Raw genomic sequence first — 25,564 nt, 5'->3', positions numbered from 1 at the left:
GGGCAGCATAAGGGGACGTCACCCGCGGTTCTAGAATGTCCCCTGGATGCTCTCCTCCGCCGCACAGTTCCTGCAGGTGCACCCGGACGCGGCGCGGCTGCGCGCGGCGGTGCGCGCGCGCCCGGGGCTGCATCCGGGCGTGCGGCACGCGACGTGGGAGGACTTCCTCGGCGAGCTCGCAGGAGCCCGCCTGCTCGGCCGCCGGGCGTGCTCGCCGCTGGAGGCGCGCACGCTGCTCGCGACCGAGGCGGCCGCCCTCGGCCCCACGCGCTTCGGCGCCTCGCTGCACGAGCCTGCGTTCGCGCGCGCGGCGCTGGAGGCCGTGCTCGCGCTCAAGGGGGCGCGGCTCGGCGCCGCGGCCCTCCAGGACGCCATCGAGGCGCTGGCCCCCGAGCGCCAGCCCCGGCTGCGCACGCTCGCGCGCCTGTATGACGGGTACGAGCACCGGCTCGAGGCGCTCGGGCTCGCGGACCGCGAGGACGTGCTGCGCGGCGCGCGGCTCGGGCTGGAGCAGGGGCGCTGGCCCGAGGCCTGGAGGGGGCTGCGAAGGCTGCAGCTCACGGGCGTCTACGATGCGCCGCCCTCCGTCCTCGCGCTGCTGCTCGCGCTCGCGCAGGCCTGCGACCGCCGGGGCGCGGTGCTCGAGGTGGAGCTGCCTCCGGGCGGCTCGGCCGCGGCGGATGCGGCGCTCGCGCCGGTGTTCCGCGCCTTCGAGCGGCTCGGCGAGGCTTCTGGACACGTGGAGCTGGCCAAGGCGGACGTGAGCTTCGAGCGCCGGCCCTTCGCGCCCCTCGCCCGCGCACTCTTCGACCTGCGCGCCGCGCCCGGGAGCCTGCGGCCGGAGGGGGCGCTCTCGCTGTGGAGCGCAGGCAGCGCGCAGGAGGAGGCGCGGCTCGTGGCACGCGAGGTGCGCCGCATCCTCCTCGAGGGCACAGCCCCCGAGAGCATCGCCGTGGCGGCGCGCGCGCCGGGCCCCGAGCTGCAGGCCGTGGCCGAGGCGCTGCGGGAGCTGGGCGTGGCGGTGCTCGCGCCCCACGCGGAGCCGCTGGAGCAGGCGGGCGCGGTGCGGCTCGCGCTGGAGCTGCCCCTGCTCGTGGAGGAGGGCTTCCCGGTGGAGCGGGTGGCCGCGCTGCTCGATGCGCGCTACGCGGCGGCGCTCGTGGCGCACGGGCCCGAGGCGCCGGCGACCCTGCTCTCCGAGGCGGGCGTTCGCGACGACCGCGTGGGCGCGCTCGGAGCGCGCGGCGCGTACGAGGTGCGCCTCGAGGCGCTCGCGCGCCGCCACGCCCGCGAGCCCCTGCGCGCGCACGCCGTGCGGCTGCTCAAGGAGCGCTGCCTGCGGCTCATCGCGCTCGTCCGGGCGCTGCCCGCGGAAGGTCCGGCCGCCGAGCTGCTCGAGGCGTGGTGGGCGTGCGTGCGGGCACTGGGGCTTACCGACACCGAAGGCCCCTTCGAGCCCTCCGCTCTGGGCGCGCTCGCGCTCGATGCCCGCGCGCGCGACGACGCGGCGCGCGCGGCGCTCGAGCTGCGGGTGGCGGAGCTGCGGCGGGCGCTCGCGCTCTCGGGAGGTGGCCCACGGCTCACGCGCGCGGCGCTCGCGCGCTGGCTGCGCGCGAGCGTGCGGGACGTGCGCCTGCCTGCGCGAGGCGAGGCGGCGCGCGCGGTGGAGCTGCTCGAGGTGGGGGCGCTCGGCGGGCGCAGCTTCGAGCACCTCTTCGTGATGGGGCTGCAGGAGGGGCACTTCCCGCGGCGCGGGGCACCCAACCCGGTGCTGGGGGACTCGGAGCGCGCAGAGCTCAACCGGCTGCTGGGGCGCGAGGCCTTCCGCCTCACCGGCGGCGAGTTCGAGGAGCGCACCGTGTGGCAGCTCGCCGAGGACCGGCTGCTCTTCGCCGGCGCGCTCGCCGCGAGCACCGGCACGCTCACGCTGAGCCACGCGGTGGCGAGCCCCGGAGGGCAGGAGCAGCCCGCCTCGCCCTTCCTCGAGGAGGTGGAGCGCCTGAGTGGCCTGCGCGCGCTCCCGCGCACGCTCGCGCCCATCCCCGCGCTCGGCGAGGTGCTGACGGAGGGGGAGCTGCGCCAGCGCGTGGCGCTGGAGGCGCTCGCGCCGGTGCGCCTTCGCGCGAGCGCGCCGCACCCCGCGGCGGCGCTCTGGGCCCGCCGCTTTGCGCAGGAGCCCTGGTTCGAGGAGGCGCGCGCACACGCGGCGGCGGAGGAGGAGCGCCTTCGCTTCTTCGGCGAACCCTCGCGCGCGCCGGGCCCCTTCAGCGGCGCCGTGGACGCGGAGGACCTGCGCACGGTGCTCGAGGCGATGTTCTCCTTCAGCGCCGAGCGCCCGCTGTCCGCCTCCACCCTGGGCCGCTTCGGCAACTGCGCGTTCCGCGGGCTGCTCTCCTACGGCCTGCGCATCCCGGAGCCGCCGCTCGCGCCCGAGGAGCTGGACCCCCGCGCGCGCGGCACCTTCTGGCACAAGGTGATGGAGGAGCTGTTCGCGCGCCTCGCCGCGGAGGGGCTGCTCGGCCGCCCGCTCGAGGAGGTGCCCGAGGCACTGTTGGACGCGGCGCTGGAGGCGGCTGCGGGCGCCATCGTCTCGCGAGGCCCGGTGGGGCACCCCGCGCTGTGGCGCCTCGCGCGCGAGCGGGCCCGCGCCATGGCCCGGCGCATCCTCTCCAGGGCGCCGCGCGGGCTGCCCTTCCCGGCGCTCACCCCGGAGGCCTTCGAGCTGAAGTTCGGCCCCGGCGCGCCCGACCCCGCCTGGGCGCAGGTGGGGCTGGAGGGGGAGGGCGGCGAGGCGCCCATCCACTTCGAGGGCAAGATCGACCGCCTCGACACCGGTGCAGAGGTGGGCGTGCTCGATTACAAGTCCGGCCTCCTCGACTCCCCGAGGGAACTGCGTGAGCAGCTCTTGAGCACCGACTTCCAGCTCCCGCTCTACCTCTTCGCTGCACGCGCGAGCGGGCGTGAGCGCGCGCGGCGCGCGGGCTGGCTCAGCCTGCGCACGGGGGAGACCACCTACCTCTCCGAGCTGCTCTCCGACGCGGAGCTGGAGGACCTGCTCTCCACGGACCCTGCGGTGCGCGCGCGCGTGGCGCAGGAGGGGGGCCTCAACCTGAGCAACGCCGTGCGCGACCTGGTGCGCTCGCTGCGCCAGGGCCGCTTCCCCGCGCGCCCGAAGGCCTGCGGGGACTGCGGCTACCGCGCGGTGTGCCGCATCAGCGCCCGGCGCCTTCCGGCCGGAGAGGAGGCGCCGTGAGCGAGACGACCGGGCAGCCCCTCGCACTCGAGCGCAACCTCGCCCTGATGGCGGGCGCCGGCGCGGGCAAGACGTACAGCCTGGTGACCATGGCGCTGCACCTGCTCGCCGGGGCGCGCGCGGGCCACGCGCCGCTGCCGCCCGCGCGCCTGTGCCTCGTCACCTTCACGGACAAGGCGGCAGCCGAGCTGCGCTCGCGCCTGCGCGACCGCCTGGACGCGCTCGCGCGCGGAGAGGCCGGAGCGGCGCAGGAGCCCGAGCTGAGCGCCTCGCTCGAGCGCCTCGGCCGCGCCTTCCCCTCGCCCGAGCAGTGGCGCCCGGTGCGCGCCGAGCTCGCCTCCGCCTTCGTGGGCACCTTCCACTCGCTGTGCGCGCAGCTGCTGCGCCGCGGGCCCGCGGGGCTCGGCGTGGAGTCTGGCTTCGAGGTGCTGGAGGCGCTCGAGGCCCAGGCGCTGGTGCGCGACCTGTGCGAGCGCGTGGTGCTCGAGGCGCTCGAAGCTCCGGACGCCGAGCAGGGGGCGGCGGTGCGCGAGCTGTGCCAGGAGCTCACCTTCGCGGGCACGGGCTTCTCCGAGGGGCTGGTCGCCTCGCTCGCGGGCGTCTACGGCAAGCTGCGCGAGGAGGGCCTGCGCGCCGAGCAGGCCTCCATCTCCTCCGAGCCCTCTGCGCGCGCCGCCTTCCAGCAGGACGTGGAGGCCTGCCTCCGGCTGTGCGCCGAGGCGCGCGAGGCAGATGCCGCGGGAGCGTGGACGGAGCTGTGCGCCGCGGCCGAGCGCACGCTCGAGGGGATGACGCCGGAGAACTTCCTCGCGCCCGAGCGCTTCGCGGCGCTGGAGGCCTTGCTGCGCGCGGACGGCCGGGACGTCTCGCGCAAGAGCCGCGCGCCGGAGGGGCGGGTGAAGGAGCTGCGCTGGCGGGTGCTGGGCAAGAGCGACGGCACTGCGCTGCGGCTCGTGGATGCGTACGCCGCGTGGCGCACGGTGCCGTACGAGGAGGCCTTCCGCGCGCTGCTCGCGCAGGTGGAGCAGCGGCACGCGGCAGAGCTGGCCCGGCGCGGCGTGCTGGACTTCACCTCTTTGCTGGTGACGGCGAGGGATCTGCTGCGCGACCGGCCCCCGTTCCGCGCGCAGGTGCAGGAGCGCTTCGGCGCGCTGCTGGTGGACGAGTTCCAGGACACGAATCGGCTGCAGCTCGAGCTGGTGCTGCTGCTGGCCGAGCGGCGCGAGGGCGCCCCGCGCGCGCTCTCGCCCGAGAGCGCCCTCGCGCAGGCGCTGCCGCTGGAGCCCGCCTTCCTCTGCGCGGTGGGGGACCGCAAGCAGTCCATCTACGACTTCCGCGGCGCGGATGTCTCCGTCTTCACCCAGCTGGCGGGCAAGGTGCTCTCCGAGGGCGGCGCCGAGCACTTCCTGCGCTCCAACCGCCGCGCGAGCCCCGCGCTGCTCGCCTTCCTCAACGCCACCTTCGCGCAGGTGATGGCGCCGCGCGCCGGAGCGCCCGCGTACGACGTCGCCTACGCGCCCTCCGAGGACGACCTCTCGCCCGTGCGCCCCGAGCTCGCGGCCGGCCCGGCCGTGGAGCGGCTGTGCGCGGGGGAGGGCGAGGTGAGCGAGTCACTGCGCGCGCAGGACGCCGAGGCCGTGGCGCGCCGGCTGGCGGCGCTGCTCGCCCCGGGCGCCGAGCCCTGCGTCGCGCAAGGAGGCGAGGCGGGCCTGCGCCCCGCGCGCGGCGGGGACGTGGCGCTGCTGTTCCGGACCTTCAACCACCTCGAGCTCTACCGCCAGGCGCTGGTGCGCCACGGCGTGCCGCACCGGGTGCTGCGCGGGCGCGGCTTCTACGGCGCGCAGGAGGTGCTGGACCTCGCCGCGCTGCTCGCGCTGCTCGCGGACCCGGAGGACGCGCTCGCCTTCGCCACGGTGCTGCGCTCGCCGCTGGTGGGATTGTCGGACGCCTCGCTGCTGCGGCTCGCAGACGCGGACGGGCTGCGCCCCACCTCGCCGCGCCTGCAGCAGCTCGGCGCCCTGGGACTGCCGGCCGCGGAGCAGCTGCGCCTCGAGCGCTTCCTCGCGGCGCTCCCGTCCCTTCGCCGCGAGCGCGATCGGCTCGCGGTGCGCGCGCTGCTGCAGGCGGCGATGCGGGTGACGGGCTACCTGGAGGCACTCGCGGCCAGCCCCCACGCGGAGCAGGCCAGCGCGAACGTGCACAAGCTGCTCGCGCTCGCGGACCGGCGGGACGCGGCCGGAGCGGGCGGCTGCGTCGCCTTCTCGCGCGAGCTGCGCCGGCTCGCCGAGTCCGACCCCTACGAGGCCCAGGCGGACCTGCTGGACGCAGGCGACCCGCACGCGGTGCAGCTGCTCACCATCCACCGCGCCAAGGGGCTCGAGTGGCCGGTGGTGGTGGTGCCCGGGCTCGGGGGGCGCCGCCGGCCGGTGCAGGGCCGGGCGCTGTACGCGCGGGGCGCGGGGCTCGGGCTGCGCCCGTGGCTTCCGGAGGGCGAGGCGCCGCTGCGCTCGGCGCGCCACGAGGCCGTGCGCGCGGAGCTCGCCGGGCGGGAGGCCGCGGAGGCCAAGCGCCTGCTGTACGTGGCCCTCACCCGCGCGCGCGACCGGCTGGTGCTCTCGGGCGCTGCCGAGCACGGCGCATCCCGCTCGGCGTGGCAGCTGCTGGAGTCCGCGCTCGCGGCGGACCCGGGGCTGCGCGCCCTGGTGCAGGACGTGCGGGTGGACGGGCTTTCGCTGCCCCCGCCGCCTGCGGTCGCCCCCCTGGATGTGACGGCGGCCGAGGCGGAGCTGGACGCAGCGCTCGCGCGCGTGCGCGGCCCGCACCCGGCGCCGGCAGGTGGCGCGACCGCGTGCGTGAGCGCCGCGGCGCTGCAGGACTTCGCGCACTGCGCGCGCCGCCACGCCCTGCGGCGCGAGGGCAGCGGGCTGAGGGAAGCAGGGGAGTGGTGGGAGCCGGGCCCCGCGTCGGTGGACCTGGAGGCATGGGTGGCTCCGCGCTCGCAGGGCGAGCGGGTGCGGCGGCTGCTCGAGCGGGTGGACTTCCGGCTCGCCGCGGCCTCCGCGGCTGCCCAGCGCGCGCACCTCGAGGCGCTGGCGGCGGAGGAGGGCTGGGACACCGCGCCGGGCGCGGGCCAGGACGATGCGCACGGCGTGGAGGCGGTGCTGCGGCTCGCCGGCGGGGTGCTCGCGAGCCGCTGGGCGCGCTCGCTGGGGCAGGGCGCGCTGCACCGGCGACTGCCCTACGCGCTCCCGCTGGAGCTGCCGGAGGGCGGGCGCCTCACGCTCGAGGGACAGGTGGACCTGCTGCGCGAGCTGCCCGGGGGCGGCGCGGAGCTCGTGCTCTACAAGGACAGCGCGCGCCACCCGCTCGGCGCCGGGGCGTACCGCGAGGAGCTCGCGGCGGTGCGGCTCGCGGCGCGCGCGCTGCTGCCCGCCGGGGTTCCCGTGCGCGCCGGGGTGCTGTTCCTGCGCGAGCCCTCCCCGGAGCCTGCGTTCCCCGCCGAGGGCGAGGAGGCCGCGGGGCTCGAGGCCCTCGCGCGGGCCGCGCAGGGGCTCCTGGCGGGCGCCCAGGGTCCTGGGCTCCAGAAGGAGGGCTGCCAGGCGCTCTGCTGCGGATTCACGGAAGTGTGTTTCCCGGGGCCCGGTGCGTGATAAGGCGCCGCCCATGCCGAACGTCGTCGTCATCGGAGCGCAGTGGGGAGATGAGGGCAAGGGCAAGGTCGTGGACCTGCTCACCGAGCACGCGCAGGTCGTCGTGCGCTTCCAGGGCGGCAACAATGCCGGCCATACCCTGGTGGTGGGCGGGCAGAAGACCGTGCTGCACCTCATCCCGTCGGGGATCCTTCACGCCGGCAAGATCTGCGTGATCGGCAACGGCGTGGTCGTGGACCCGGCGGTGCTGGTGGGCGAGATCGACGCGCTCAAGCCGCGCGGCTTCCTCAAGGACGACTCGCAGCTGGTCATCAGCGCGCACGCCCACGTCATCTTCCCCTGGCACAAGCTCATCGATGCCTTCCGCGAGAAGGCGCGCGGCGGTGCGGCCATCGGCACCACGGGCCGCGGCATCGGGCCTGCCTACGAGGACAAGGTGGCGCGCCGGGGCATCCGCGTGCGCGACCTGCTGCACCCGGACCGCCTGCAGCGGCGCATCGCCGAGCGGCTCGCCGTGGCGCTCGAGGAGCTGCGCGAGCTGTGCCGCGTCTCGGGCCAGAGCGTGCCGCAGCTCGAGGCCGGCCAGGTGTTCGCCGAGTTCAGCGCGCTGGGCGAGCGGCTGCGCCCCTACGTGAAGGACGCCTCGCTCTTCCTCGCCGAGCAGGTGGCGAAGGGCAGCCGCATCCTGTTCGAGGGCGCCCAGGGCACGCTGCTGGACGTGGACCACGGCACCTATCCCTTCGTCACCAGCTCCAACTGCGTGGCGGGCAACGCCGCGGTGGGCTCGGGCCTGGGCCCCACCGCGATCGACAAGGTGATGGGCATCAGCAAGGCGTACACCACGCGCGTGGGCGGTGGGCCCTTCCCCACGGAGCTCACGGACGCCACGGGCGATCAGCTGCGCAAGGTGGGCGACGAGTTCGGCGCCACCACCGGCCGCCCGCGCCGCTGCGGCTGGCTGGACGGCGTGGTGCTGCGCTACGCGGTGCGCGTGAACGGCCTGTGGGGCATCGCCCTCACCAAGCTGGACGTGCTCAGCGGCCTGAAGCAGCTGGCCATCTGCAACGCCTACGAGATCGACGGCGAGCGCGTGAGCGAGCTGCCCGGGGATTACGAGGACCTCGAGCGCGTGAAGCCCATCTACGAGACGCTGCCCGGCTGGGACGAGCAGCTCACCGGCGTGCGCACCTTCGAGGACCTGCCGGAGAACGCCAAGCGCTACGTGCGCCGGGTGGAGGAGATCTGCGGCGTGCCCGTGGTCTGCGTCTCCGTCGGCGCGGACCGCGGCGAGACCGTCATCCTGCAGAACCCCTTCCGCGGCGAGTAGCCGGCGCGGCAGGCGAAGTCGCAGCTCCCCGCACCGTTGCATCCTGCGGGGCGCTGCGCGTCTGCAACTTACTCCGTCCATCTGCAGACGAAGTGCGGGCCTCGTCCGGCTGAACGCTGGGTAGGGAAAGGGACGCGTGGCAGCCCTCGCCGAGGCGAACTAGCTTTGGTGCATGACGGGGCGCGACGCAGAGCCGGGCAGGCAGACCTTCCGCCCGCGCAGGGTGCTGGCGCTGGTGATGGGGGTGGCGGGCGCGCTCTGGCTCGGAGTGCTCGTCTACCTCCTGCGCTTCGACGAGGTCCCGCTCAAGACCTTCCTCTCCGCGCTCTTCTTCGTCGTCTTCTTCGGCGTGTCGCTCGCCTACTACGGCCGCACGCTCATCGTGGTGGACGCGGCGGGCATCACCTACCGGGGAATCCTGCGCACGCTGCGCCTGTCCTTCCAGGACATCCGCAAGGTGGACGTGCTGCCCGGCCCGGTGACGGTGTACGCGGTGCGCGGCAACGGCCGCTTCCTGCACTTCACCAGCTTCTTCGAGCAGCACCGGGCGCTGGCCTCGCTGCTCATCGAGCGCGCGGGGCTCGGCCCCCTCGCGCTCTGACGCGCGCGGGCGGGACTAGCCGCCGGTGAGGGCCCAGGTCGCCGCGAGCCCCGCGAGCGCCAGCGCCGCACCGAGGCCGACGAGCCACCCCTCGAGGCGCGAGCCCTGCTCCCCGCGCGCCTCCACCGGCTCTCCGGGCTCCATGGGCTCGCTCGGCGCGTCCGACGCCGCGGCGGGCTCGGCAAGCGCGTCCGCAGCAGGCGCTGCGGCGGGGGCTGCGGGCTCGGCGAGCGGGGCCTGGTAGCGCAGCAGCGAGTGCCCCAGCTCGAGCACGTCTCCGTCCGAGAGCGCCGCCTCGCCGCGCAGCCGGTGGCCGTTGAGGTAGAGGCCGTTGGGGCTGCCCAGGTCCTGCACGCAGTACCCCTCGCCGTCGCGGCGCAGGCGCGCGTGGGCGCGCGACATCGCGCGGTCGCGCAGGCGGATCTGCGCGCGCTCGCCGCGGCCCACCTCCAGCACGGCCTCGGCGAGCGGGAAGCTGCGGCCGAGGTCCAGCCCGGTGAGGCAGGTGAGGCTCGCCGCGCGGCAGGGCGGGGCCGCGGCCGCATCCGCGAGCAGGCCGCGCAGCAGTGCCACCGTGCCCACGCCGCGCTCTGCGGCCGCGCCCGGCACGGCGCGCAGCCGCATCTCTCCCGGTAGCCACAGCACCTCGCCGGGCAGCAGCAGCCGCGCGACGCCGCAGGGCAGCGGCACGCCGTCCACGCTCAAGGGCTGGGTGGACTCCACCAGCAGGCGCTCGCCCTCCACGCGCAGCGTGAGCAGGGCCGCGGGCAGCCCCTCCAGCCGCACCGCGTCCCCCTCGCCGCCGCCCAGCTGGTGCTGGCCCGGCGCCAGCTCGAAGTGGCTCGTGCTCCCCAGGTGCTCGAACTCGAAGTGCATGGGGACGAGGACTGAGCAACGTGGGTGCCAGCGGGCGCCCCGGGCAGAAGTGCGCCGCGCCGTCCCGCCGCGTGGCGCGTGGTCTCGCCCTCCGGACGCCCTCCGGGGGCCGTCCAGGCGCCTGCGCCCGTGGCCGCACGTCCCGCTCCGCATCAGGACGTGGGACACGGCGCGCGCGCGGGCCCTAGGATGCGGCCCTCCGATGCGCGCCCTCGCTCCCGTCCCCGTGCTGCTGCTGCTCGCCCTCGCCACCCCTGGCTGCCGCGACGAGCAGGCCGGCCCGCCCGTGCGCTCCGCGCGCCTGCCGCCCGCGCTCGCGCCGCGCGTGCTGGACGCGGCGCCCCCGGATCTCACCTTCCGCAGCGGGGCCACCTTCGGCGGCGGCGCGGTGCAGTACCTCGGCTCGCGCGTGACGCCCGCGGACGCGCGGCCCGGCGAGGAGGTGCGGCTCGCCCACTACTTCGTCGCGCGCACGCCGCCGCCCGCGGGCTGGCGCTTCTTCGTGCACGTGCTGGACGCCGCCACGGGTCAGATGGTGCTCAACGCGGACCACGACTTCCAGGACGGCGCCGCGCCGCTCGGCGCATGGCCGGTGGGCAAGGTGATGGAGGACGTGCACCGCGTGCCCATGCCCTCGGCGCCGGCGCTCGTGGTGCTGGGCTTCTGGCAGGAGTCCGCGCGGCTGCCGGTGGACGACCCGCGCGCCTCGGCGGGCGCGGACCGCATGCGCGGCCCCACGCTGGGGGGCGCGGCGCCGCCGCTGCCCGAGTACCACGTGCCGCGCACCCGCAAGCCGCCGCGCATCGACGGCGTCGCGGACGAGCCCGCGTGGGCCGCCGCGCCCCAGGTCACCCTGCGCGGCAGCTTCGACGGGCGGCCCGCGCCGCTGCGCACGCAGGCGCGGCTGCTCTACGACGACCAGAACCTCTACGTGACCTTCGACGTGGAGGACCCGGACGTGTGGGGCACCTTCCGCAAGCGCGACGAGCCCATCTACGAGCAGGAGGTGGTGGAGATCTTCCTCGACGCGAACGCCGACGGGCGCACCTACAACGAGCTCGAGGTCTCCCCGCACGGCGTCATCTTCGACGCGTACTTCCCCGCGCGCCGCCAGGGCATGGACCTCTCGTGGGACTCGGGGATGCGCGCCGCGGTGAAGGTGCGCGGCACGCTGGACGACCCCAGCGACCGCGACGAGGGCTGGACGGTGGAGCTGCAGATCCCGCTCGCGCGGCTCGCCGAGGTGCCGCACCTGCCGCCGCGCGCGGGCGACCGCTGGCGCTTCAACCTCTACCGGCTGGACCAGCCGGACCGCCGCACGCAGCAGGGGCAGGCGCTCTCGCCGCTCTTCGTGGGGGACTTCCACGCGCTGCCGCGCTTCGCCTGGCTCGTGTTCGAGTAGGGCGCTGGGCCCGCGCGCCGCCGGGTTGCGAGCCGGCGGGCCCTAGCCGCCGAGCCCGTCGTGGAACTCCCAGTGGGAGTCCGCGACGGAGCGCTCGGTGGGGTCGCCGAGGAAGCGCAGGAAGCCGCGCAGCTCGAGCGTGTCCACGAGCTCCTCGGCCTCGAGCTCGGAGAAGTTGCGCCGGTGCACGAGGATGTCGCGCATCAGTGACTTGCCGCGCAGGTAGCCCACGGGCTCGCCGGGGCCGAGGGACGTGCGCAGGTCGCTCACCAGCTGCTGGAGGTCGAGGTCGTCCGAGATCATCGGCTCAAGGCTGGGGATGGCCCCCCGCCGCCGCAAGCGCCGGAAGGTCACGCCCGGCACTGCGCGGCAGGTAGGGGACCAGGCGTACGTCCCGGCCGTCACTCTCCAGGGTCACCGCCCCGTCGATGTCCGTGCGCAGACACTCCGTGCCCATCTGGCGGTAGCGCGCCTCCACCTCGGGGTGGGGGAAGCCGAAGCGGTTGTCCCGCCCCACGCAGAACACGACGTAGCGCGGCCGCAGGCGCTCGAGCAGCGCGGGGCTCGAGGAGGTACGTGAGCCGTGGTGGGGCGCCTTGAGCACCGTCACAGGGCCGAGCGAGGGCAGCAGCGCCGCCTCGCCCTCGGCCTCGACGTCCCCGGCGAGCAGCACGCTCACCGCGCCGTGGCGCACCCGCAGCACGATGCTGCGATCGTTCGCCCCCTCCAGGAGCACCCGGTCTCGCGGCGGCCCCAGCACCTCCAGCGTGGCCTCGCCGAGCGGGAAGGGCGGGTGGCCCACCTCGATCTCCTCCACCTGCGCGCCCGGCCCCGCTGCGGCGATGACCGCGCGCGAGAGTGGCCCGTCCGTCGTGTCCGCCGAGAGCCACAGCCGCGCGGTGGGCACCTTCGCGAGCACCGAGCGCAGGCCCAGCGCGTGGTCCGGGTGCGGGTGCGAGAGCACCGCGAGCGCGAGCCTTCGCACCCCGCTCGCCGCGAGGAAGGGCAGCACGTAGCGCTCCCCGGTGTCCGCGCCGCCCGGCACCCCGCCCGCGTCCACCACCGCGCTCTCGCCGCCCGAGGTGAGCACGATGGCGTCGCCCTGGCCCACCGAGAGGAAGGTGATGCGCAGGCCGGGCTGGGGCGCGAGCGCTGGCAGGAAGAGCGCAGCGAGCAGCCCCACTGGCGCGAGCCACCCGAGCCTGCGCGCGCGCCCCTCGCCCAGCGCCCACGCGAGCAGCCCCGCGCCATAGAGCGCGGCGGGCAGCGCCCCGAACGCGTGCAGGGGCAGGGTGGCGAAGGGCGCCGCGGCGAAGGCCCGCGTGAGCACGATGAGCAGCTGCGAGGCCCACGCCCCTGCCCACAGCACGGGCGTGGCGAGCGGCGCCGCGGCCACCGAGAGCGCCGCGCCTCCCGCGGCGAGCCCCGTGAGCAGCCCACACAGCGGCATGCAGACGATGTTGGACACCAGCCCCGCCACGCTCACCCGCCCGAAGGTGGCTGCCACCAGGGGGAGGCTCGCGAGCACCACCGCGGCGCTCGCGCACAGCGTCTCCTGCACGCTCGCACGCACCCGCGAGAGCCCCCGCCGCCATGCGCTCGCCGTCTCGGGCGCGGGCGTCACCTCGGGCAGGGCGAGCTGCAGCGCGGGGCCCAGCAGCAGGAGGCTGAAGACGGCCAGGAAGGAGAGCTGCAGGGAGAGGTCCGCCACCGCCGCGGGCTCCCACGCCACCATCAGCGCGCCGGCGGCCGCGAGGCAGTTGAGCCCGTCCGCGCGCCGCCACAGGCTCAGGCCCAGCAGCACCACCGTGGCCATGACGGCGGAGCGGATGGCGGGAGGCTGGCTGCCGGTGAAGAGCACGTAGGCCCAGACGAAGGGCACGGCCGCGGGCGCCGCGAGCCGGCGCGCATCCAGGCGGCGCGAGCGCGCGGGGCCCAGCCGCGGCAGCGCGCGCACGAGCCCGCGGCGCAAGAGCGCGAGCGTCATCAGCGCGAGCGCCGCCACGTGCAGCCCGCTCACGCTCAGCACGTGCGCGAGCCCGCTGCGGCTGAAGGCCTCCTCCAGCCCGTCGTCCAGCGCGGCGCGCTCCCCGGCCGCGAGCGTGAGGAAGAGGGCCGCGGACTCCGGCGTGGGGGCGAGCGCCCGCACCCGCTCGCCCAGCAGCGCCCGCTCGCGGCTCACCCAGCGCCGCCAGGGCGGGGCAGGGGAGAGCACCAGCAGCGCCCCGGCCGGCGCGCTCGCCGTGTAGCGCTGGGCGCGCCGGCGCCGCGCGGCGCCCGGGTCCGGCTGGCCGGGGTTCGCCACCGGCTCCTCCGGCCGCAGCCGCGCGGGCACCTGCACCCGCTGCCCGGGCTCGAGCGCCGGCGCTGCCCCGCGCAGGGTGAGCCCCACCCGCAGCCGCGCGGGCGCTCCGTCCACGCGCGCCACCCTCAGCAGCAGGCGCGTCGTGGCCCCGGTCGCATCTCCGAAGGGCTCGACCCGCTCCACCTCGCCCTCCAGCCTCACCGGTCCGGCGCCCACGCCCGGCGGCAGCTCCACCCGCGCCTCGCGGCGCGCGAGCCCCGCCCCCGCGAAGAGGCAGCCGAGGAGCACGGCCAGGTGGGCGCCTGCCCGCCTGCCCAGTGTCCAGGACAGGACGGCGAGCGCCGCTCCGAGCGCGAGGAATTCAGCGCGAGAGGGGCTCGTTGGGTCCGGGAACGCGGCGCCCAGCCCGAGGGCGAGCGCCGGGAAGACCAGAGGACGCGCGCCAAGGTCGCGCCACGACAGCCGTTCCACCCCTCACCCCCAACCCCGACCCGCCCCAACCGCCGTACCGCAGGAAAACCAACACCGTACTTGGGCGCCTTCTGAAGGGTCAAGCACCTCGCGTTGCTCGGAGGCGCGGATTGTGGTAAGAGTGGACGGCTTTCGCAGTGGCCGGCGTGTGAGCCATGCAAGGAGGCTGTACGAGTGCAGACCAGCTTTAAGACGGGCGACAAGGCCGTGTACCCCGGCCAGGGCGTTGGCGAGGTGATGGGCATCGAGCACACCGAGGTGGCCGGTCAGCGCCAGTCCTTCTACGTCCTGCGGATCCTCGAGAACGGGATGCGGATCATGATCCCGATCAACAAGGTGGGCTCGGTGGGCCTGCGCGAGATCATCTCCGAGGAGGACGTGAAGCAGGTCTACTCCATCCTCAAGGAGAAGGACATCTCGGTGGACTCCACCACCTGGAACCGCCGCTACCGCGAGTACATGGAGAAGATCAAGACGGGCTCCGTCTTCGAGATCGCCGAGGTGCTGCGCGACCTCTACCTCCTCAAGGGCGACAAGGACCTGTCCTTCGGCGAGCGCAAGATGCTCGACACCGCCCGCTCGCTGCTCATCAAGGAGCTCTCGCTCGCCAAGGAGTGCACCGAGGACGAGATCGAGGCGGACCTGAAGCGCATCTTCAACATCGCCGCCTAGGCCGCGCTCCCTGCCGTACCCCGTGCCCCGCCGCTCCCCGTCTCCGGGGCGCCGCGGGGCGCGGTCGTTTCAGGGGCGGGGCAGCCCCTCGAGCGCCTCGCGCGCCTCGCGGTTGTCCGGGTCCAGGCGCAGCGCCTCGCCCAGCGCCTCGCGCGCCGCCGTCCACTCCCGGCGCTGCAGGGCGCGCGCGCCCTGCGCTCCGAGTGCCCGCGAGAGCCGCCCGCGCAGCTCGCGTGCGAGCGGCCCCACGCCGTGCGCGAGCGCCGCGTCGTGCACCAGCGCGCTGCGCAGCCCGGCGACGGCCGCCTCCGGAGCGCCCTCGCGCAGCGCCCGCTCGGCGCCGAGCCAGTCGGCGCGCAGCGCGGCGAGCGGGGGCGTGAGCGCCTCGAGCCCCTCGTCGCGCGCGAGCGCGAGCGCCGCGTCCAGGTCTCCCGCCTGGTAGCGGGCGAGCACGGCGGCCTCGGCGCCCGCGGAGGGCACGCGGCGCGGCGGGCGCCAGAGCTGAAGCCCCGCGCCCACGAGCAGGGAGAGCAGCAGCGCGGCGGAGGCCGTCCCGAGCAGGGTGCGGCGCGGAGAGGAGGCGCGGGGCGCCGCGGGCTGGCCGGCGGGGCGGCGTGGAGCGCCCGCGCCGCGCAGCCGGAGCACCGCGCTGCCCAGGCGCAGCTCGTCCCCGCAGAAGATCTCCACCTCGCCGCGCACGCGGGCGCGGTTGACGAAGGTGCCGTTCTGGCTGCGCAGGTCGCGCAGCGCGAAGCGCTCGCCGTGGCGGGTGAGCTCGGCGTGGCGGCGGCTGATGGAGGGGTGCGAGAGGCGCAGGTGCGCGGCGGAGGAGCGCCCGATGACGAGCGAGCCCGGCTCCACCGGCAGGAGCTGGCCTGCGCCGGGGCCGCGCTCCACGTAGAGGAAGCGCTGCGGCAGCCCGGCCTCGTCCGTGCCGGGGACGCGGGAGGCCTCGTAGCGCGCCGCGAGCTCGCGGTCCTTGCGCCCGCTGCGCCGCCCCCGGGAGCGCTTGCCTGCCGGGAACTGGGGGACGCGCTGGGGCCGGGGGTCATCTGCCTGCAGCGGCGCCACCTCGCCGGCCTCGAAGGGGAGCTCGGCGTCCGGGAGCTCGGCGTCCCCGAGCTCCAGCGGCTGGGAGTCCTCGGGCGAAGCGGGGTGCGGCGGGCGCTTCGGGTCCGGAGGGGCCATGGGCGCGCATTCTTCCCCAGAAGGCCCCGGACAATCCATGCCGCGGCGCGGCGGTGCGCTACAGTGCCCCCCTCACCCCGCCATCCCCGCACTCCCGGGAGGTCCCCGCCGTGGCCGCGACGTCGATCAAGCTCTTCAACACGATGACGATGCAGAAGGAACCGCTCGAGACGCTCGAGCCCGGCGCCGTCGGCATCTACGTGTGCGGGCCGACGGTCTACAGCTACATCCACATCGGCAACGCGCGCACCTTCACGCTCTTCGACGTGGTGGTGCGCTACCTGCGCTACCGCGGGCTCCGGGTGAACTACGTGCGCAACTGCACGGACGTGGACGACCGCATCATCAAGACGGCGATGGAGTCGGGCGAGGAGGCCGTGGCGGTCTCCGCCCGCTTCATCCAGGCCTTCGTGGAGGACGCGCGCAGGCTCAAGCTGCTGGAACCGGACGTGGCCCCCAAGGTGAGCGACCACCTGCCGGAGATCGTCCGCATCATCTCGGTGCTGGTGGACAAGGGCGTGGCGTACGAGTCGCAGGGGGACGTGTACTTCTCCGTCAGCCGCTATCCCGCCTACGCGAAGCTCTCCAAGCGCAACGTGGACGACCTGCGCGCGGGCGCCCGCGTGGACCCGGGCGAGCAGAAGCGCGAGCCGCTCGACTTCGCGCTCTGGAAGGCGGCGAAGCCCGGCGAGGTCTCGTGGGAGAGCCCCTGGGGCCGCGGGCGTCCCGGCTGGCACATCGAGTGCTCGGCGATGAGCGAGAAGTACCTCTCCGAGAGCTTCGACATCCACGGCGGCGGGCTGGACCTCATCTTCCCGCACCACGAGAACGAGATCGCCCAGAGCGAGGCCGCGAGCGGCAAGCGCTTCGCGCGCTACTGGATGCACTGCGGCTTCCTCGACCTCGAGGGGGCCAAGATGTCCAAGAGCCTGGGCAACGTGGTGCACCTGCGCGACGCGCTCGACCGCGTGGACGCCGAGGCCCTGCGCTCCTTCTTCGTCTCCACGCACTACCGCAGCCCGCTCAGCTTCGCGGACAAGAGCCTCGCGGATGCAGAGACGCGCATGGAGTACTTCTACGAGACCCTGCGCAAGGTGGACGAGCGGGTGGGGGGCAAGGACTTCGGGAAGGGCGCGCTGCACGGCGAGCCGGGGCGCTTCCTCGCCGAGTTCGAGGCCGCCATGGACGACGACTTCAACACCGCGGGCGCGCTCGCCTCGCTCTCGGGGCTCTTCAACCTGATGAACGAGCTGTGCGACCGCCCGCCGGTGAAGGACAAGGCGCTGGTGGGCCGCACGCTGCAGGCGCTGCGCGCGGACGTGGGGCGCATCGGCGGCGTCCTGGGGCTGTTCGGAGACGCGCCGGCCGAGTGGCTGCTGCGCCGCCGCGAGCGCGCCGTGCGCGAGCGTGGCATCGACGTGGCCGAGGTCGAGCGGCTCATCGCGGCGCGCGGGGCGGCGCGCGCGGGCAAGGACTTCGCCGAGGCGGACCGCGTGCGCGGGGCGCTCAAGGCGCTGGGCGTGGAGATCATGGACACGCCCGCCGGCACCACGTGGAAGGTGGCTCCAGCCTGAGTTCGTGCTAACGCTTCGGGGACCATGAGAGGGTCCCCGATGCGCTCGCTCGCTGTCGCCGCCTGCCTCTTCGTCACCCCCGCCGTCACCGCCACCGCCCTCGCCGCCGAGCCGCTCGTCACGCCGGCCGAGCGCAGCGCCGCGAAGACGCTCGATGCGAGCGCGCTGCGCGCCCACGTGCGCTTCCTCTCCTCGGACCTGCTCGAGGGGCGCGGGCCCGCCACCCGCGGCGACAAGCTCGCCCAGAGCTACATCGCCGCGCAGCTCGAGGCGCTGGGGCTCGAGCCCGTGCCCGGGCCTGGCATCGACGGCTACCTGCAGCCCTTCGACCTGGTGGGGGTGAACGGCCACCCGCAGACGCTGGAGGCGCGCGCGGGGAGCAAGCGCACCGAGCTGCGCTTCCACGACGACTTCATCGCGGTGGCCGGCGAGCAGAAGGCGCGCTCCGAGCTCGCCGACTCCGAGCTCGTCTTCGTGGGCTACGGCATCGTGGCGCCCGAGTACGGCTGGGACGACTTCAAGGGCGCAGACCTCAAGGGCAAGACGCTGCTCATCATGAACAGCGACCCCGAGGACGACCCCGCGCTCTTCGCCGGCAAGACCCGCCTCTGGTACGGGCGCTGGGACTACAAGTACGAGCAGGCCGCGAAGGCGGGCGCCGCGGGCGCGATCATCATCCACACCACCCCGAGCGCGGGCTACCCGTGGAAGGTGGTGCAGAGCTCGTGGACGGGCGAGCAGTTCGACCTGCCGGCGGGGCAGGGGCCCCGGCTCGCGGTGAAGGCGTGGACCACCGAGGAGGCCACGCGCAAGCTCGTCTCGCTCGGCGGCAAGGACCTGGACGCGCTGCGCACCGCGGCGCAGCGGCGCGACTTCCGCCCGGTGCCGCTGGGCGTGAGCGTGTCCACCGCCTTCACCAACACCGTCTCGCGCCGCCCCACGGCCAACGTGCTCGCGCGCCTGCCGGGCAGTGACCCCCGCTTGCGCGAGGAGGTGGTGCTCTACACCGCGCACCACGATCACCTCGGGGTGAACGCGGACGCGAAGCCGGGCGAGGACGCCATCTACAACGGCGCGGTGGACAACGCCTCGGGCGTGGCCGAGATGCTCGCGGTCGCGCGCGCCTTCCGCGCCCTGCCCAAGGCGCCGCCGCGCACCATCGTCTTCGCCGCGGTGGCCGGCGAGGAGCAGGGCCTGCTGGGCAGCCAGTACCTCGCCGAGCACCTGCCCATGCCCAGCGGGCGCGTCGCGGCGAACATCAACCTGGACGGCGCCAACATCTGGGGCCGCACCACGGACGTGACCGCCATCGGCCTGGGCAAGAGCACCCTGGACGGGCCGCTCGTCGCGCTCGCCCGCCTGCAGGGCCGCACGGTGAAGCCGGACCAGATGCCCGACCGCGGCTTCTTCTACCGCTCGGACCAGTTCAGCTTCGCGAAGCTGGGCGTGCCGGCCGCCTACTTCAGCAGCGGGCAGAGCTTCCGCGGCCGCCCGGAGGGGTGGGGCAAGCAGCAGCGCGAGGCGTGGGAGGAGGAGCACTACCACCAGCCCTCCGACGAGCTGCGCCCGGACTGGGATCTCTCCGGCGCGGTGGAGGACATGCAGCTCGCCTTCCTGCTCGGCGCCCACCTCGCCCGCCAGCCGCAGATGCCCACCTGGAAGCCCGGCGACGAGTTCGAGGCCCCGCGCAAGAAGGCGCTCGAGGCCCTGAAGGCGGCCCCGCAGGCGCCCGGCGCGACCCCCTCGCGCTAGCGCGGGGCCGGTGCCCCGTCGCCTGCTGGGCAGCCGGGGCCCGAAAGGTGAAAAAGAGGGGCGCGAGGACCCGGCGACCGTGGCCTGCGGGTGTTAGATCCGCAGGCCATGCCCGACTTCAAGATCGTCAGTGATCACAAGCCCCAGGGCGACCAGCCCCGGGCCATCGGCGAGCTCACGGAGGGCATCCTCCGCGGCGACAAGCACCAGACGCTGCTGGGCGTCACCGGCTCGGGCAAGACCTTCACCATGGCGAACGTCATCGCCAACGTGAAGCGGCCCACGCTGCTCATCGCGCACAACAAGACCCTGGCCGCGCAGCTGTACGGCGAGTTCAAGGCGGTGTTCCCCGAGAACGCCGTCGAGTACTTCGTCTCGTACTTCGACTACTACCAGCCCGAGGCCTACATCCCGTCGTCCGACACCTTCATCGAGAAGGACTCCTCGGTGAACGACGAGATCGAGCGCATGCGCCACTCGGCCACGCACTCGCTGCGCACCCGCGACGACGTGCTCATCGTGGCGAGCGTCAGCTGCATCTACGGCCTGGGCAACGCGCGCTCCTACGTGGACCTGGCCATCACCGTGCCGCTGGGGGCGGAGCTGGGGCGCGACACCTTCATGCGCCAGCTGGTGGCGGCGCAGTACGAGCGCAACGACCTGGACTTCCACCGCGGCACCTTCCGCGCCCGCGGCGACACGGTGGAGGTGTTCCCCATCTACGAGGAGGAGCGCGCCGTCCGCATCAGCTTCTTCGGCGACGAGGTGGAGAAGATCATCGAGTTCGACCCGCTGCGCGGCACCACGCTCGCGGCGCTCGAGAAGGTCGTCATCTTCCCCGCGAGCCACTACGTGACGGAGGAGAGCACCCGCAAGCGCGCGCTCACCACCATCCGCGACGAGCTGCAGGAGCGGCTCGCCGAGTTCAAGCGCGAGGGCAAGCTGCTGGAGGCGCAGCGGCTCGAGCAGCGCACCATGTTCGACCTCGAGATGATCGAGCAGGTGGGCTACTGCAACGGCATCGAGAACTACTCGCGCCACTTCTCGGGCCGCCAGGCGGGCGAGGCCGCGCCCTGCCTCGTGGACTACTTCCCGCGCAACATGCTGGTGGTCATCGACGAGAGCCACCAGACCGTCCCGCAGATCGGCGCGATGTACCGCGGCGACCGCAGCCGCAAGGAGACGCTGGTGGGCTTCGGCTTCCGCCTGCCCAGCGCGCTGGACAACCGCCCGCTCAAGTTCAACGAGTTCGAGGAGCTGGTGCCGCAGGCGGTCTACGTGTCCGCGACCCCGGCCGAGTACGAGCTGCAGAAGAGCAAGGGCGTGGTGGTGGAGCAGATCATCCGCCCCACCGGCCTCATCGACCCCGAGGTGGAGACGCGCCCCGCGGGCAACCAGGTGGACGACCTGCTCGAGGAGGTCCGCAAGCGCGTGGCCAAGGGCGAGCGCGTGCTGGTGACCACGCTCACCAAGCGCATGGCCGAGGATCTCACCGAGTACTACACCGACGTGGGCGTGAAGGTGCGCTACCTGCACTCGGACATCGGCGCCATCGAGCGCACCGCCATCATCCGCGACCTGCGCCGCGGCGAGTTCGACGTGCTCGTGGGCATCAACCTCCTGCGCGAGGGCCTGGACATCCCCGAGGTGAGCCTGGTGGCCATCCTCGATGCGGACAAGGAGGGCTTCCTGCGCAGCCACGTGAGCCTCATCCAGACCATCGGCCGCGCCGCGCGCAACCTGCACGGCCACGTGCTCATGTACTCGGACCAGATGACCGACTCGATGAAGAAGGCCATCGAGGAGACCAACCGCCGCCGCGCGGTGCAGAAGGCCTACAACGAGCAGCACGGCATCACCCCGCGCCAGGTGAAGAGCAACATCCTGGACCTCTCCGCCGGGCTCTACGACGCGAGCCCCGACGCGCTCCCGCTCGCGGCGGAAGGCAGCCCCGCGGACCTGCTCAGCGAGAAGGACATCAAGCGCCTCATCCAGGAGGCCACCGACGAGATGCAGAAGGCGGCGGACGAGATGCGCTTCGAGGAGGCGGCGGCCGCGCGCGACCGCATCGTGCTGCTCAAGGACATGGACCTGGGGCTCAAGCCGCCCAGCCGCGCGCTGCTCGCCGCGCCCGTGAAGCAGGAGAACACCGCCGGCATGGCGGGGCGCAAGAAGGGCGGGCGCAGCGGCAGCAGCTCCTCCAGGGCCCGGGCGAAGCGCTAGAGGGACATGGACCGCAAGCTCGAGGAGAAGCTCGAAGCGCTCCCCACGGAGCCCGGCGTGTACCTGATGAAGGACCGCCGCGGCACCATCGTGTACGTGGGCAAGGCGGTGAACCTGCGCAGCCGCGTGCGCAGCTACTTCACCCGCTCGGGGGACACGCGCGTCTTCGTCTCGCTGCTGGATCAGCTGCTCGGCGACATCGAGACGGTGCTGGTGCACAACGAGAAGGAGGCGCTGCTCCTCGAGAACGAGCTGATCAAGAAGCACAAGCCGCGCTTCAACGTCCTGCTCAAGGACGACAAGCAGTACATCAGCTTGCGCCTGGACAAGACGCACCCCTACCCGCGGCTCGAGGTGGTGCGCCGCTTCCAGAAGGACGGCGCGCGCTACTTCGGCCCCTTCTCCAGCGCCTCGTCCATCCGCGAGATGCTGCGCATCATCAACCGCTACTTCCAGCTGCGCACCTGCACGGACCACGCGCTCGCGAACCGGCGCCGCCCCTGCCTGCTGCACCAGATCGGCCGCTGCCCCGCGCCGTGCGTGTACCCGGTGCCCGAGGCCGAGTACCAGAAGAGCGTGGACGAGGTGGTGCTCTTCCTCGAGGGCAAGGCGACGGAGCTCGTCGCGGGGCTGAAATTGCGCATGCGGCGCGCGGCCGGGGAGCTCAAGTTCGAGGAGGCGGCGCGCATCCGCGACCAGCTGCTCGCCATCGAGCGCAGCCTCGAGCGGCAGAAGATCGCCACCGACGACTTCACCGACCAGGACGTGTTCGCCTTCCACCGCGAGGCGGACCGGCTGCTCTTCTACGTCCTCTACGTGCGCCAGGGCCGGCTCACCGGCGGCCAGGCCTTCCCGCTCGGCGCGCAGGAGTTCCCGGACGAGGAGCTGCTCGAGAGCTTCGTGAACCTCTACTACGACCAGGAGAACTTCGTGCCCTCGGAGGTGCTCCTGCCCTCGATGCCGGAGAACCACGCGGGCCTCGAGGCGCTGCTCACCGAGCGCAAGGGCGAGCGCGTGCGGGTGATGGCGCCGCAGCGCGGGCAGAAGCACGACCTGGTGCGCATGGCGGCGAAGAACGCGGAGCAGGCCTTCAGCGAGCGCAAGCGCACGAAGGACGAGACCGTGGCGGTGCTGCAGCGGCTGCAGACGCGGCTCGGGCTCAAGAAGCTCCCGCTGCGCATGGAGTGCTTCGACATCAGCCACTTCCAGGGCTCGGCCATCGTGGCGAGCCAGGTGGCCGTGACGGACGGCGAGGCCGACAAGAGCAACTACCGCCGCTACAAGATCAAGACGCTCGAGAGCCAGGACGACTTCGCCAGCATGTACGAGGTCATCGGACGCAGGCTCAAGCGCGGCCTCAAGGACGGAGACCTCCCGGACCTGCTGGTCATCGACGGCGGCAAGGGCCAGCTCGCCAGCGCCCACGCGGCGATGAAGGACGCGGGCGTGACCGACCTGGACGTGGTGGGGCTCGCCAAGAGCCGCGACCTCGAGGTGCACGACCGCGACGCCGAGAGCGCGAGGAGCCCCGAGCGCATCTTCGTGCTCGGGCGCAAGGACCCGGTGGTGCTGCAGCAGAACAGCGCCGAGCTCTTCATGCTCACCCGCATGCGCGACGAGGCGCACCGCTTCGCCATCACCTTCCAGCAGAAGCTGATGCGAAGGCGCAACTTCCGCTCGGTGCTCGAGGACATCCCGGGCGTGGGCGAGGGGCGCAAGAAGCTCTTGCTGCGCCACTTCGGCAGCCTCAAGCGCGTGCGCGAGGCCGCCATCGAGGAGCTCGCCGAGGTGGTGGGCCCCAGCGTCGCGGAGCGCATCCACGCCGCGCTGCACGGCGACGCGGAGGAGGCGGAGGGCCAGGACGAGGTGCGCGAGGCCTCGCTGCAGGACGCGGGCGGAGAGAGCGCCGACGCCGTGTCCACTGCGCCGCCAGATGGAGCGGCCGGCGCAGAAAACAGCGAAGAAAAGCGCTCGGAAGGCTCGCCAGCAGGGGGGCAGTGATTAGTTTCTGCCCGGGGGCGTTGGCCGCAGAAAAAGCGCCAAAACCTCAACGAATCTGGGCTTTTTCGTTGCGACACGGCTTGGCGCTGATTTATAGCGGACACAGCTTTTCGAGCGCCAATTCAGAGAGAAGGGACCGATATGAGGCTCTATCCGAAGGTGATCCCCATCATCTCGCGGGAGTGCATCCAGCAGCTGATGCAGGACGGGGACATCGAGGTGGAGCCCATGCGCGTCGCGGACGCGGAGATGGACCTCTCGGCGATCATGCGCGAGTACCTCGCCAACGAGGAGCGCGTGAACCAGGCCACCCGCGAGGCGCTCGAGCGCCGCGGCTATGACTACTCCAAGTTCAACCAGGTGAAGCGCGAGATGGCGGACGTGCGCGGCTTCAAGATGGGGGACGAGGGCATCGAGTACGTCATCAACCAGATGATCGAGTTCCTCCTCATCAGCCGCAACGTCGAGGAGGTCTTCGCGCCCGACAACGTGCTGCGCGGCAAGATCTTCGCCGTGGCCAAGAAGCACCTGGACGTGGACGACGAGATCGACAAGGAGGCGCGCGCCCGGCTGAAGCACCTGCAGGAGGGCACCAGCGCCTTCGACATCGAGTACAACAAGACCGTCGAGCAGATCCGCCGCGCCCGCGGCCTCATCTAGGCGCTGCAGCAACCGCCCGCGCTGCCTACCTTCCCTGGAGGAGGGCAGCGCACGATGGCGGGACTCGCTTTCTCACTGGTCGTTTCCGGTCTGCTGACTGCAGCCGCGGCTCCGGACCCCTTCTCCTTCGAGGGGCCGCGCGCCCGGGCGGCGACCGAGCGGCCAGGCGGCTTCTTCCTCCACGGCAACGTGCCCTTCACCCTCGTGCCCGAGCAGGGCACGGGCTCGGCCACGCTGGAGGTGCAGGACCGCGTGGACGCCGAGCGCGCCACCTACGGGGACGCGGGCCACCTCAGCGCCACCTTCCGGCTGGGCGGCACCACCTACGGCGTGGAGCTCACCCAGGTGGGCTTTCCCCCGCTGGCCGGCGGCCCCCGCAGCATCTGGCACCCGGTCTCGGGCGGCGTGATGCTGGACCGGGACCTGTACGGCGACACCGGGGTGGGCTTCCCGTACATGACGCGCGTGCACGCGGCCGCCGCGGTGTGGGGCGTGGGGCGCGTCAGCCGCAACGGCCAGCTGCTCACCGACCACGCCATCATCCACGCCGCCGCGCTGAGCGCCGGCGCCTTCGCGGACGACGACACCCACGCGCTCCTGTCCTCGGCGCGCGCAGGCGACAGCGAGCTGGTGGTGCTCGCGTGGAACCTGCCGGTGGACCTGGAGCCGCGCGGCTTCATCCAGTTCGTCTTCGACGACGTCTCCATCGACGTGCAGGGCCAGTCGCTCCCGCGGCTCGCCGTGGTGCCCACCGGCAGCGGGGCGCCCTCGAGCGAGGTGCCCGGAGGCGCCTCCCTCGGGGCCGCGCCCACGCTGGAGACGGGCGGCACGGGGACCGGCGGCTCGGGGCAGGGGACCAGCGAGGTGTTCGCGGAGCCCTCGGCGACCACCGCGCTGCAGGGCGGCATCGTCGGATTGGTCGGGGTTGCGGCGGTGGCCTCCGGCGCCACGCTGCCCACCGTTCCCGGCACGGTGCAGTCCGCGACCGGCGGCACTCCTGCCGCCACCGCAGTCCCGCCGACCACCGCCGGGGTCTCCACCACCGGAGCGCCGCCCACCTCGGGTGCCGCGGTGGCCGTGAGCGTGCAACTGGCGGCCAGCCCCCAGTCGGGCACCCCGGGCGTGGCGACCAACGGCCAGCTGCCGCCCGCAGGAGACGTGCAGGGCTTCGGCGCTCCAGCGACCGCGGGGACGACGGCCGGTACCGTCTCCACCATCGGCGGCTTCACCGTGGTGCCGCTCACCGCGGGCAGCTCCTCCGCCTCGGCCACGGCCGTTGCCACCGGGACGGGGACCAGCGCCGTCGCCGGCGCCCCGCGCGAGCAGAGCCCGGGCCTGCCCGCGACCCCGGCACCGGCGAACGCGAGCCCGGCCACCCCCGTCACGCCGCTGCCCGCGAGCCCGGCCCCCGCAAACGCGGCCGCGGCGGTGCCGCTGCCCGCCACGCCCGCGCCCCTCAACGCTTCACCCGCGGCCTCCGCTGCCACGCCCCTCATCGCGACGCCGGCACCTCTCAACGCGGCGCCCGCCTCGGCCGTCACGCCCGTGGTCCCGGTGCGCTAGTCGCCCGAGACGTGCGCGGGCTCCCTGGGGAGAGGGCTCACGTGGG

Annotated in this window: 16 protein-coding genes; 12 read left to right on the top strand and 4 right to left on the bottom strand. The window is 74.1% G+C overall.

The genetic code is table 11. The features are described 5' to 3' along the window. Positions 1 to 46 precede the first annotated feature (46 nt). From FGE12_RS03665 to FGE12_RS03650, 4 genes are all read left to right on the top strand, one after another. The gene (locus tag FGE12_RS03665) at positions 47 to 3,253 is read left to right on the top strand and encodes a PD-(D/E)XK nuclease family protein (RefSeq protein WP_153864739.1); all 3,207 of its coding nucleotides are present in this window, start codon (positions 47 to 49) and stop codon (positions 3,251 to 3,253) included. Continuing rightward, positions 3,250 to 6,903 carry a UvrD-helicase domain-containing protein gene (locus FGE12_RS03660; protein ID WP_194797540.1) on the top strand — a complete coding sequence of 1,218 codons (3,654 nt, stop codon included), beginning with the start codon at positions 3,250 to 3,252 and terminating at the stop codon, positions 6,901 to 6,903. The genes FGE12_RS03665 and FGE12_RS03660 overlap by 4 nt, the downstream gene beginning before the upstream one ends. A gap of 13 nt (positions 6,904 to 6,916) precedes the next feature. Beyond that, positions 6,917 to 8,230 carry an adenylosuccinate synthase gene (locus FGE12_RS03655; RefSeq protein ID WP_153864738.1) on the top strand — a complete coding sequence of 438 codons (1,314 nt, stop codon included), beginning with the start codon at positions 6,917 to 6,919 and terminating at the stop codon, positions 8,228 to 8,230. 172 nt (positions 8,231 to 8,402) lie between these two features. Continuing rightward, complete coding sequence (locus tag FGE12_RS03650) at positions 8,403 to 8,831, top strand: PH domain-containing protein (RefSeq protein WP_153864737.1); 429 nt, start codon at positions 8,403 to 8,405, stop codon at positions 8,829 to 8,831. A gap of 15 nt (positions 8,832 to 8,846) precedes the next feature. On the opposite strand, the gene FGE12_RS03645 is transcribed toward FGE12_RS03650, so the two are convergent. Continuing rightward, positions 8,847 to 9,707 (bottom strand): FHA domain-containing protein, encoded by an 861-nt coding sequence (locus FGE12_RS03645; RefSeq protein ID WP_153864736.1) that lies wholly within the window; start codon positions 9,705 to 9,707, stop codon positions 8,847 to 8,849. Positions 9,708 to 9,909: 202 nt separating this feature from the next. Between FGE12_RS03645 and FGE12_RS03640 the strand changes: the two genes are divergently transcribed. Beyond that, positions 9,910 to 11,109, top strand: a complete 1,200-nt coding sequence (locus FGE12_RS03640) for a carbohydrate-binding family 9-like protein (RefSeq protein ID WP_153864735.1) — start codon at positions 9,910 to 9,912, stop codon at positions 11,107 to 11,109. A gap of 42 nt (positions 11,110 to 11,151) precedes the next feature. On the opposite strand, the gene FGE12_RS03635 is transcribed toward FGE12_RS03640, so the two are convergent. Together FGE12_RS03635 and FGE12_RS03630 are read right to left on the bottom strand one after the other, a co-directional pair. Then, complete coding sequence (locus FGE12_RS03635) at positions 11,152 to 11,412, bottom strand: hypothetical protein (protein ID WP_153864734.1); 261 nt, start codon at positions 11,410 to 11,412, stop codon at positions 11,152 to 11,154. Positions 11,413 to 11,416: 4 nt separating this feature from the next. Beyond that, on the bottom strand, positions 11,417 to 13,885 hold the full coding sequence (locus tag FGE12_RS03630; protein WP_194797539.1) for a DNA internalization-related competence protein ComEC/Rec2: 2,469 nt from the start codon (positions 13,883 to 13,885) through the stop codon (positions 11,417 to 11,419). Between the two features lie 174 nt (positions 13,886 to 14,059). Here FGE12_RS03630 and FGE12_RS03625 point away from each other — a divergent pair, with 174 nt between their 5' ends. After that, entirely contained in the window at positions 14,060 to 14,557 is a 498-nt protein-coding gene (locus tag FGE12_RS03625; RefSeq protein ID WP_194797538.1) for a CarD family transcriptional regulator, read from the top strand. Positions 14,558 to 14,626: 69 nt separating this feature from the next. On the opposite strand, the gene FGE12_RS03620 is transcribed toward FGE12_RS03625, so the two are convergent. Beyond that, positions 14,627 to 15,745: an FHA domain-containing protein gene (locus FGE12_RS03620; protein WP_153864733.1), complete on the bottom strand. Its 1,119-nt coding sequence runs from the start codon at positions 15,743 to 15,745 to the stop codon at positions 14,627 to 14,629. Between the two features lie 110 nt (positions 15,746 to 15,855). On the opposite strand from FGE12_RS03620, the gene cysS reads away from it, so the two are divergent. The 6 genes from cysS (at position 15,856) to FGE12_RS03590 (ending at position 25,518) form a co-directional block, all read left to right on the top strand. After that, positions 15,856 to 17,319: a cysteine--tRNA ligase gene (cysS, locus tag FGE12_RS03615; RefSeq protein WP_194797537.1), complete on the top strand. Its 1,464-nt coding sequence runs from the start codon at positions 15,856 to 15,858 to the stop codon at positions 17,317 to 17,319. 39 nt (positions 17,320 to 17,358) lie between these two features. Next, on the top strand, positions 17,359 to 19,071 hold the full coding sequence (locus tag FGE12_RS03610; RefSeq protein WP_194797536.1) for a M20/M25/M40 family metallo-hydrolase: 1,713 nt from the start codon (positions 17,359 to 17,361) through the stop codon (positions 19,069 to 19,071). Positions 19,072 to 19,179: 108 nt separating this feature from the next. Continuing rightward, on the top strand, positions 19,180 to 21,294 hold the full coding sequence (gene uvrB / locus FGE12_RS03605) for an excinuclease ABC subunit UvrB (RefSeq protein WP_153864731.1): 2,115 nt from the start codon (positions 19,180 to 19,182) through the stop codon (positions 21,292 to 21,294). A gap of 6 nt (positions 21,295 to 21,300) precedes the next feature. Continuing rightward, positions 21,301 to 23,295 carry an excinuclease ABC subunit UvrC gene (gene uvrC, locus FGE12_RS03600; protein WP_153864730.1) on the top strand — a complete coding sequence of 665 codons (1,995 nt, stop codon included), beginning with the start codon at positions 21,301 to 21,303 and terminating at the stop codon, positions 23,293 to 23,295. Between the two features lie 141 nt (positions 23,296 to 23,436). After that, positions 23,437 to 23,955: a DUF507 family protein gene (locus FGE12_RS03595; RefSeq protein WP_153864729.1), complete on the top strand. Its 519-nt coding sequence runs from the start codon at positions 23,437 to 23,439 to the stop codon at positions 23,953 to 23,955. A gap of 54 nt (positions 23,956 to 24,009) precedes the next feature. Beyond that, positions 24,010 to 25,518: a hypothetical protein gene (locus FGE12_RS03590; RefSeq protein ID WP_153864728.1), complete on the top strand. Its 1,509-nt coding sequence runs from the start codon at positions 24,010 to 24,012 to the stop codon at positions 25,516 to 25,518. Positions 25,519 to 25,564 lie beyond the last annotated feature (46 nt).

This window comes from Aggregicoccus sp. 17bor-14, assembly GCF_009659535.1.
Lineage (GTDB): Bacteria > Myxococcota > Myxococcia > Myxococcales > Myxococcaceae > Aggregicoccus.
This window is presented reverse-complemented; position numbering and strand designations above follow the sequence as displayed.

Bases quoted from the DNA above. Each gene is read 5' to 3' on its own strand.
- FGE12_RS03590 (WP_153864728.1), top strand. From the start codon at position 24,010: ATGGCGGGACTCGCTTTCTCACTGGTCGTTTCCGGTCTGCTGACTGCA.
- FGE12_RS03645 (WP_153864736.1), bottom strand. From the start codon at position 9,707: ATGCACTTCGAGTTCGAGCACCTGGGGAGCACGAGCCACTTCGAGCTG.
- uvrC (WP_153864730.1), top strand. From the start codon at position 21,301: ATGGACCGCAAGCTCGAGGAGAAGCTCGAAGCGCTCCCCACGGAGCCC.
- FGE12_RS03595 (WP_153864729.1), top strand. From the start codon at position 23,437: ATGAGGCTCTATCCGAAGGTGATCCCCATCATCTCGCGGGAGTGCATC.
- FGE12_RS03650 (WP_153864737.1), top strand. From the start codon at position 8,403: ATGACGGGGCGCGACGCAGAGCCGGGCAGGCAGACCTTCCGCCCGCGC.
- FGE12_RS03635 (WP_153864734.1), bottom strand. From the start codon at position 11,412: ATGATCTCGGACGACCTCGACCTCCAGCAGCTGGTGAGCGACCTGCGC.
- FGE12_RS03620 (WP_153864733.1), bottom strand. From the start codon at position 15,745: ATGGCCCCTCCGGACCCGAAGCGCCCGCCGCACCCCGCTTCGCCCGAG.
- FGE12_RS03640 (WP_153864735.1), top strand. From the start codon at position 9,910: ATGCGCGCCCTCGCTCCCGTCCCCGTGCTGCTGCTGCTCGCCCTCGCC.
- uvrB (WP_153864731.1), top strand. From the start codon at position 19,180: ATGCCCGACTTCAAGATCGTCAGTGATCACAAGCCCCAGGGCGACCAG.
- FGE12_RS03610 (WP_194797536.1), top strand. From the start codon at position 17,359: ATGCGCTCGCTCGCTGTCGCCGCCTGCCTCTTCGTCACCCCCGCCGTC.
- FGE12_RS03655 (WP_153864738.1), top strand. From the start codon at position 6,917: ATGCCGAACGTCGTCGTCATCGGAGCGCAGTGGGGAGATGAGGGCAAG.
- FGE12_RS03665 (WP_153864739.1), top strand. From the start codon at position 47: ATGCTCTCCTCCGCCGCACAGTTCCTGCAGGTGCACCCGGACGCGGCG.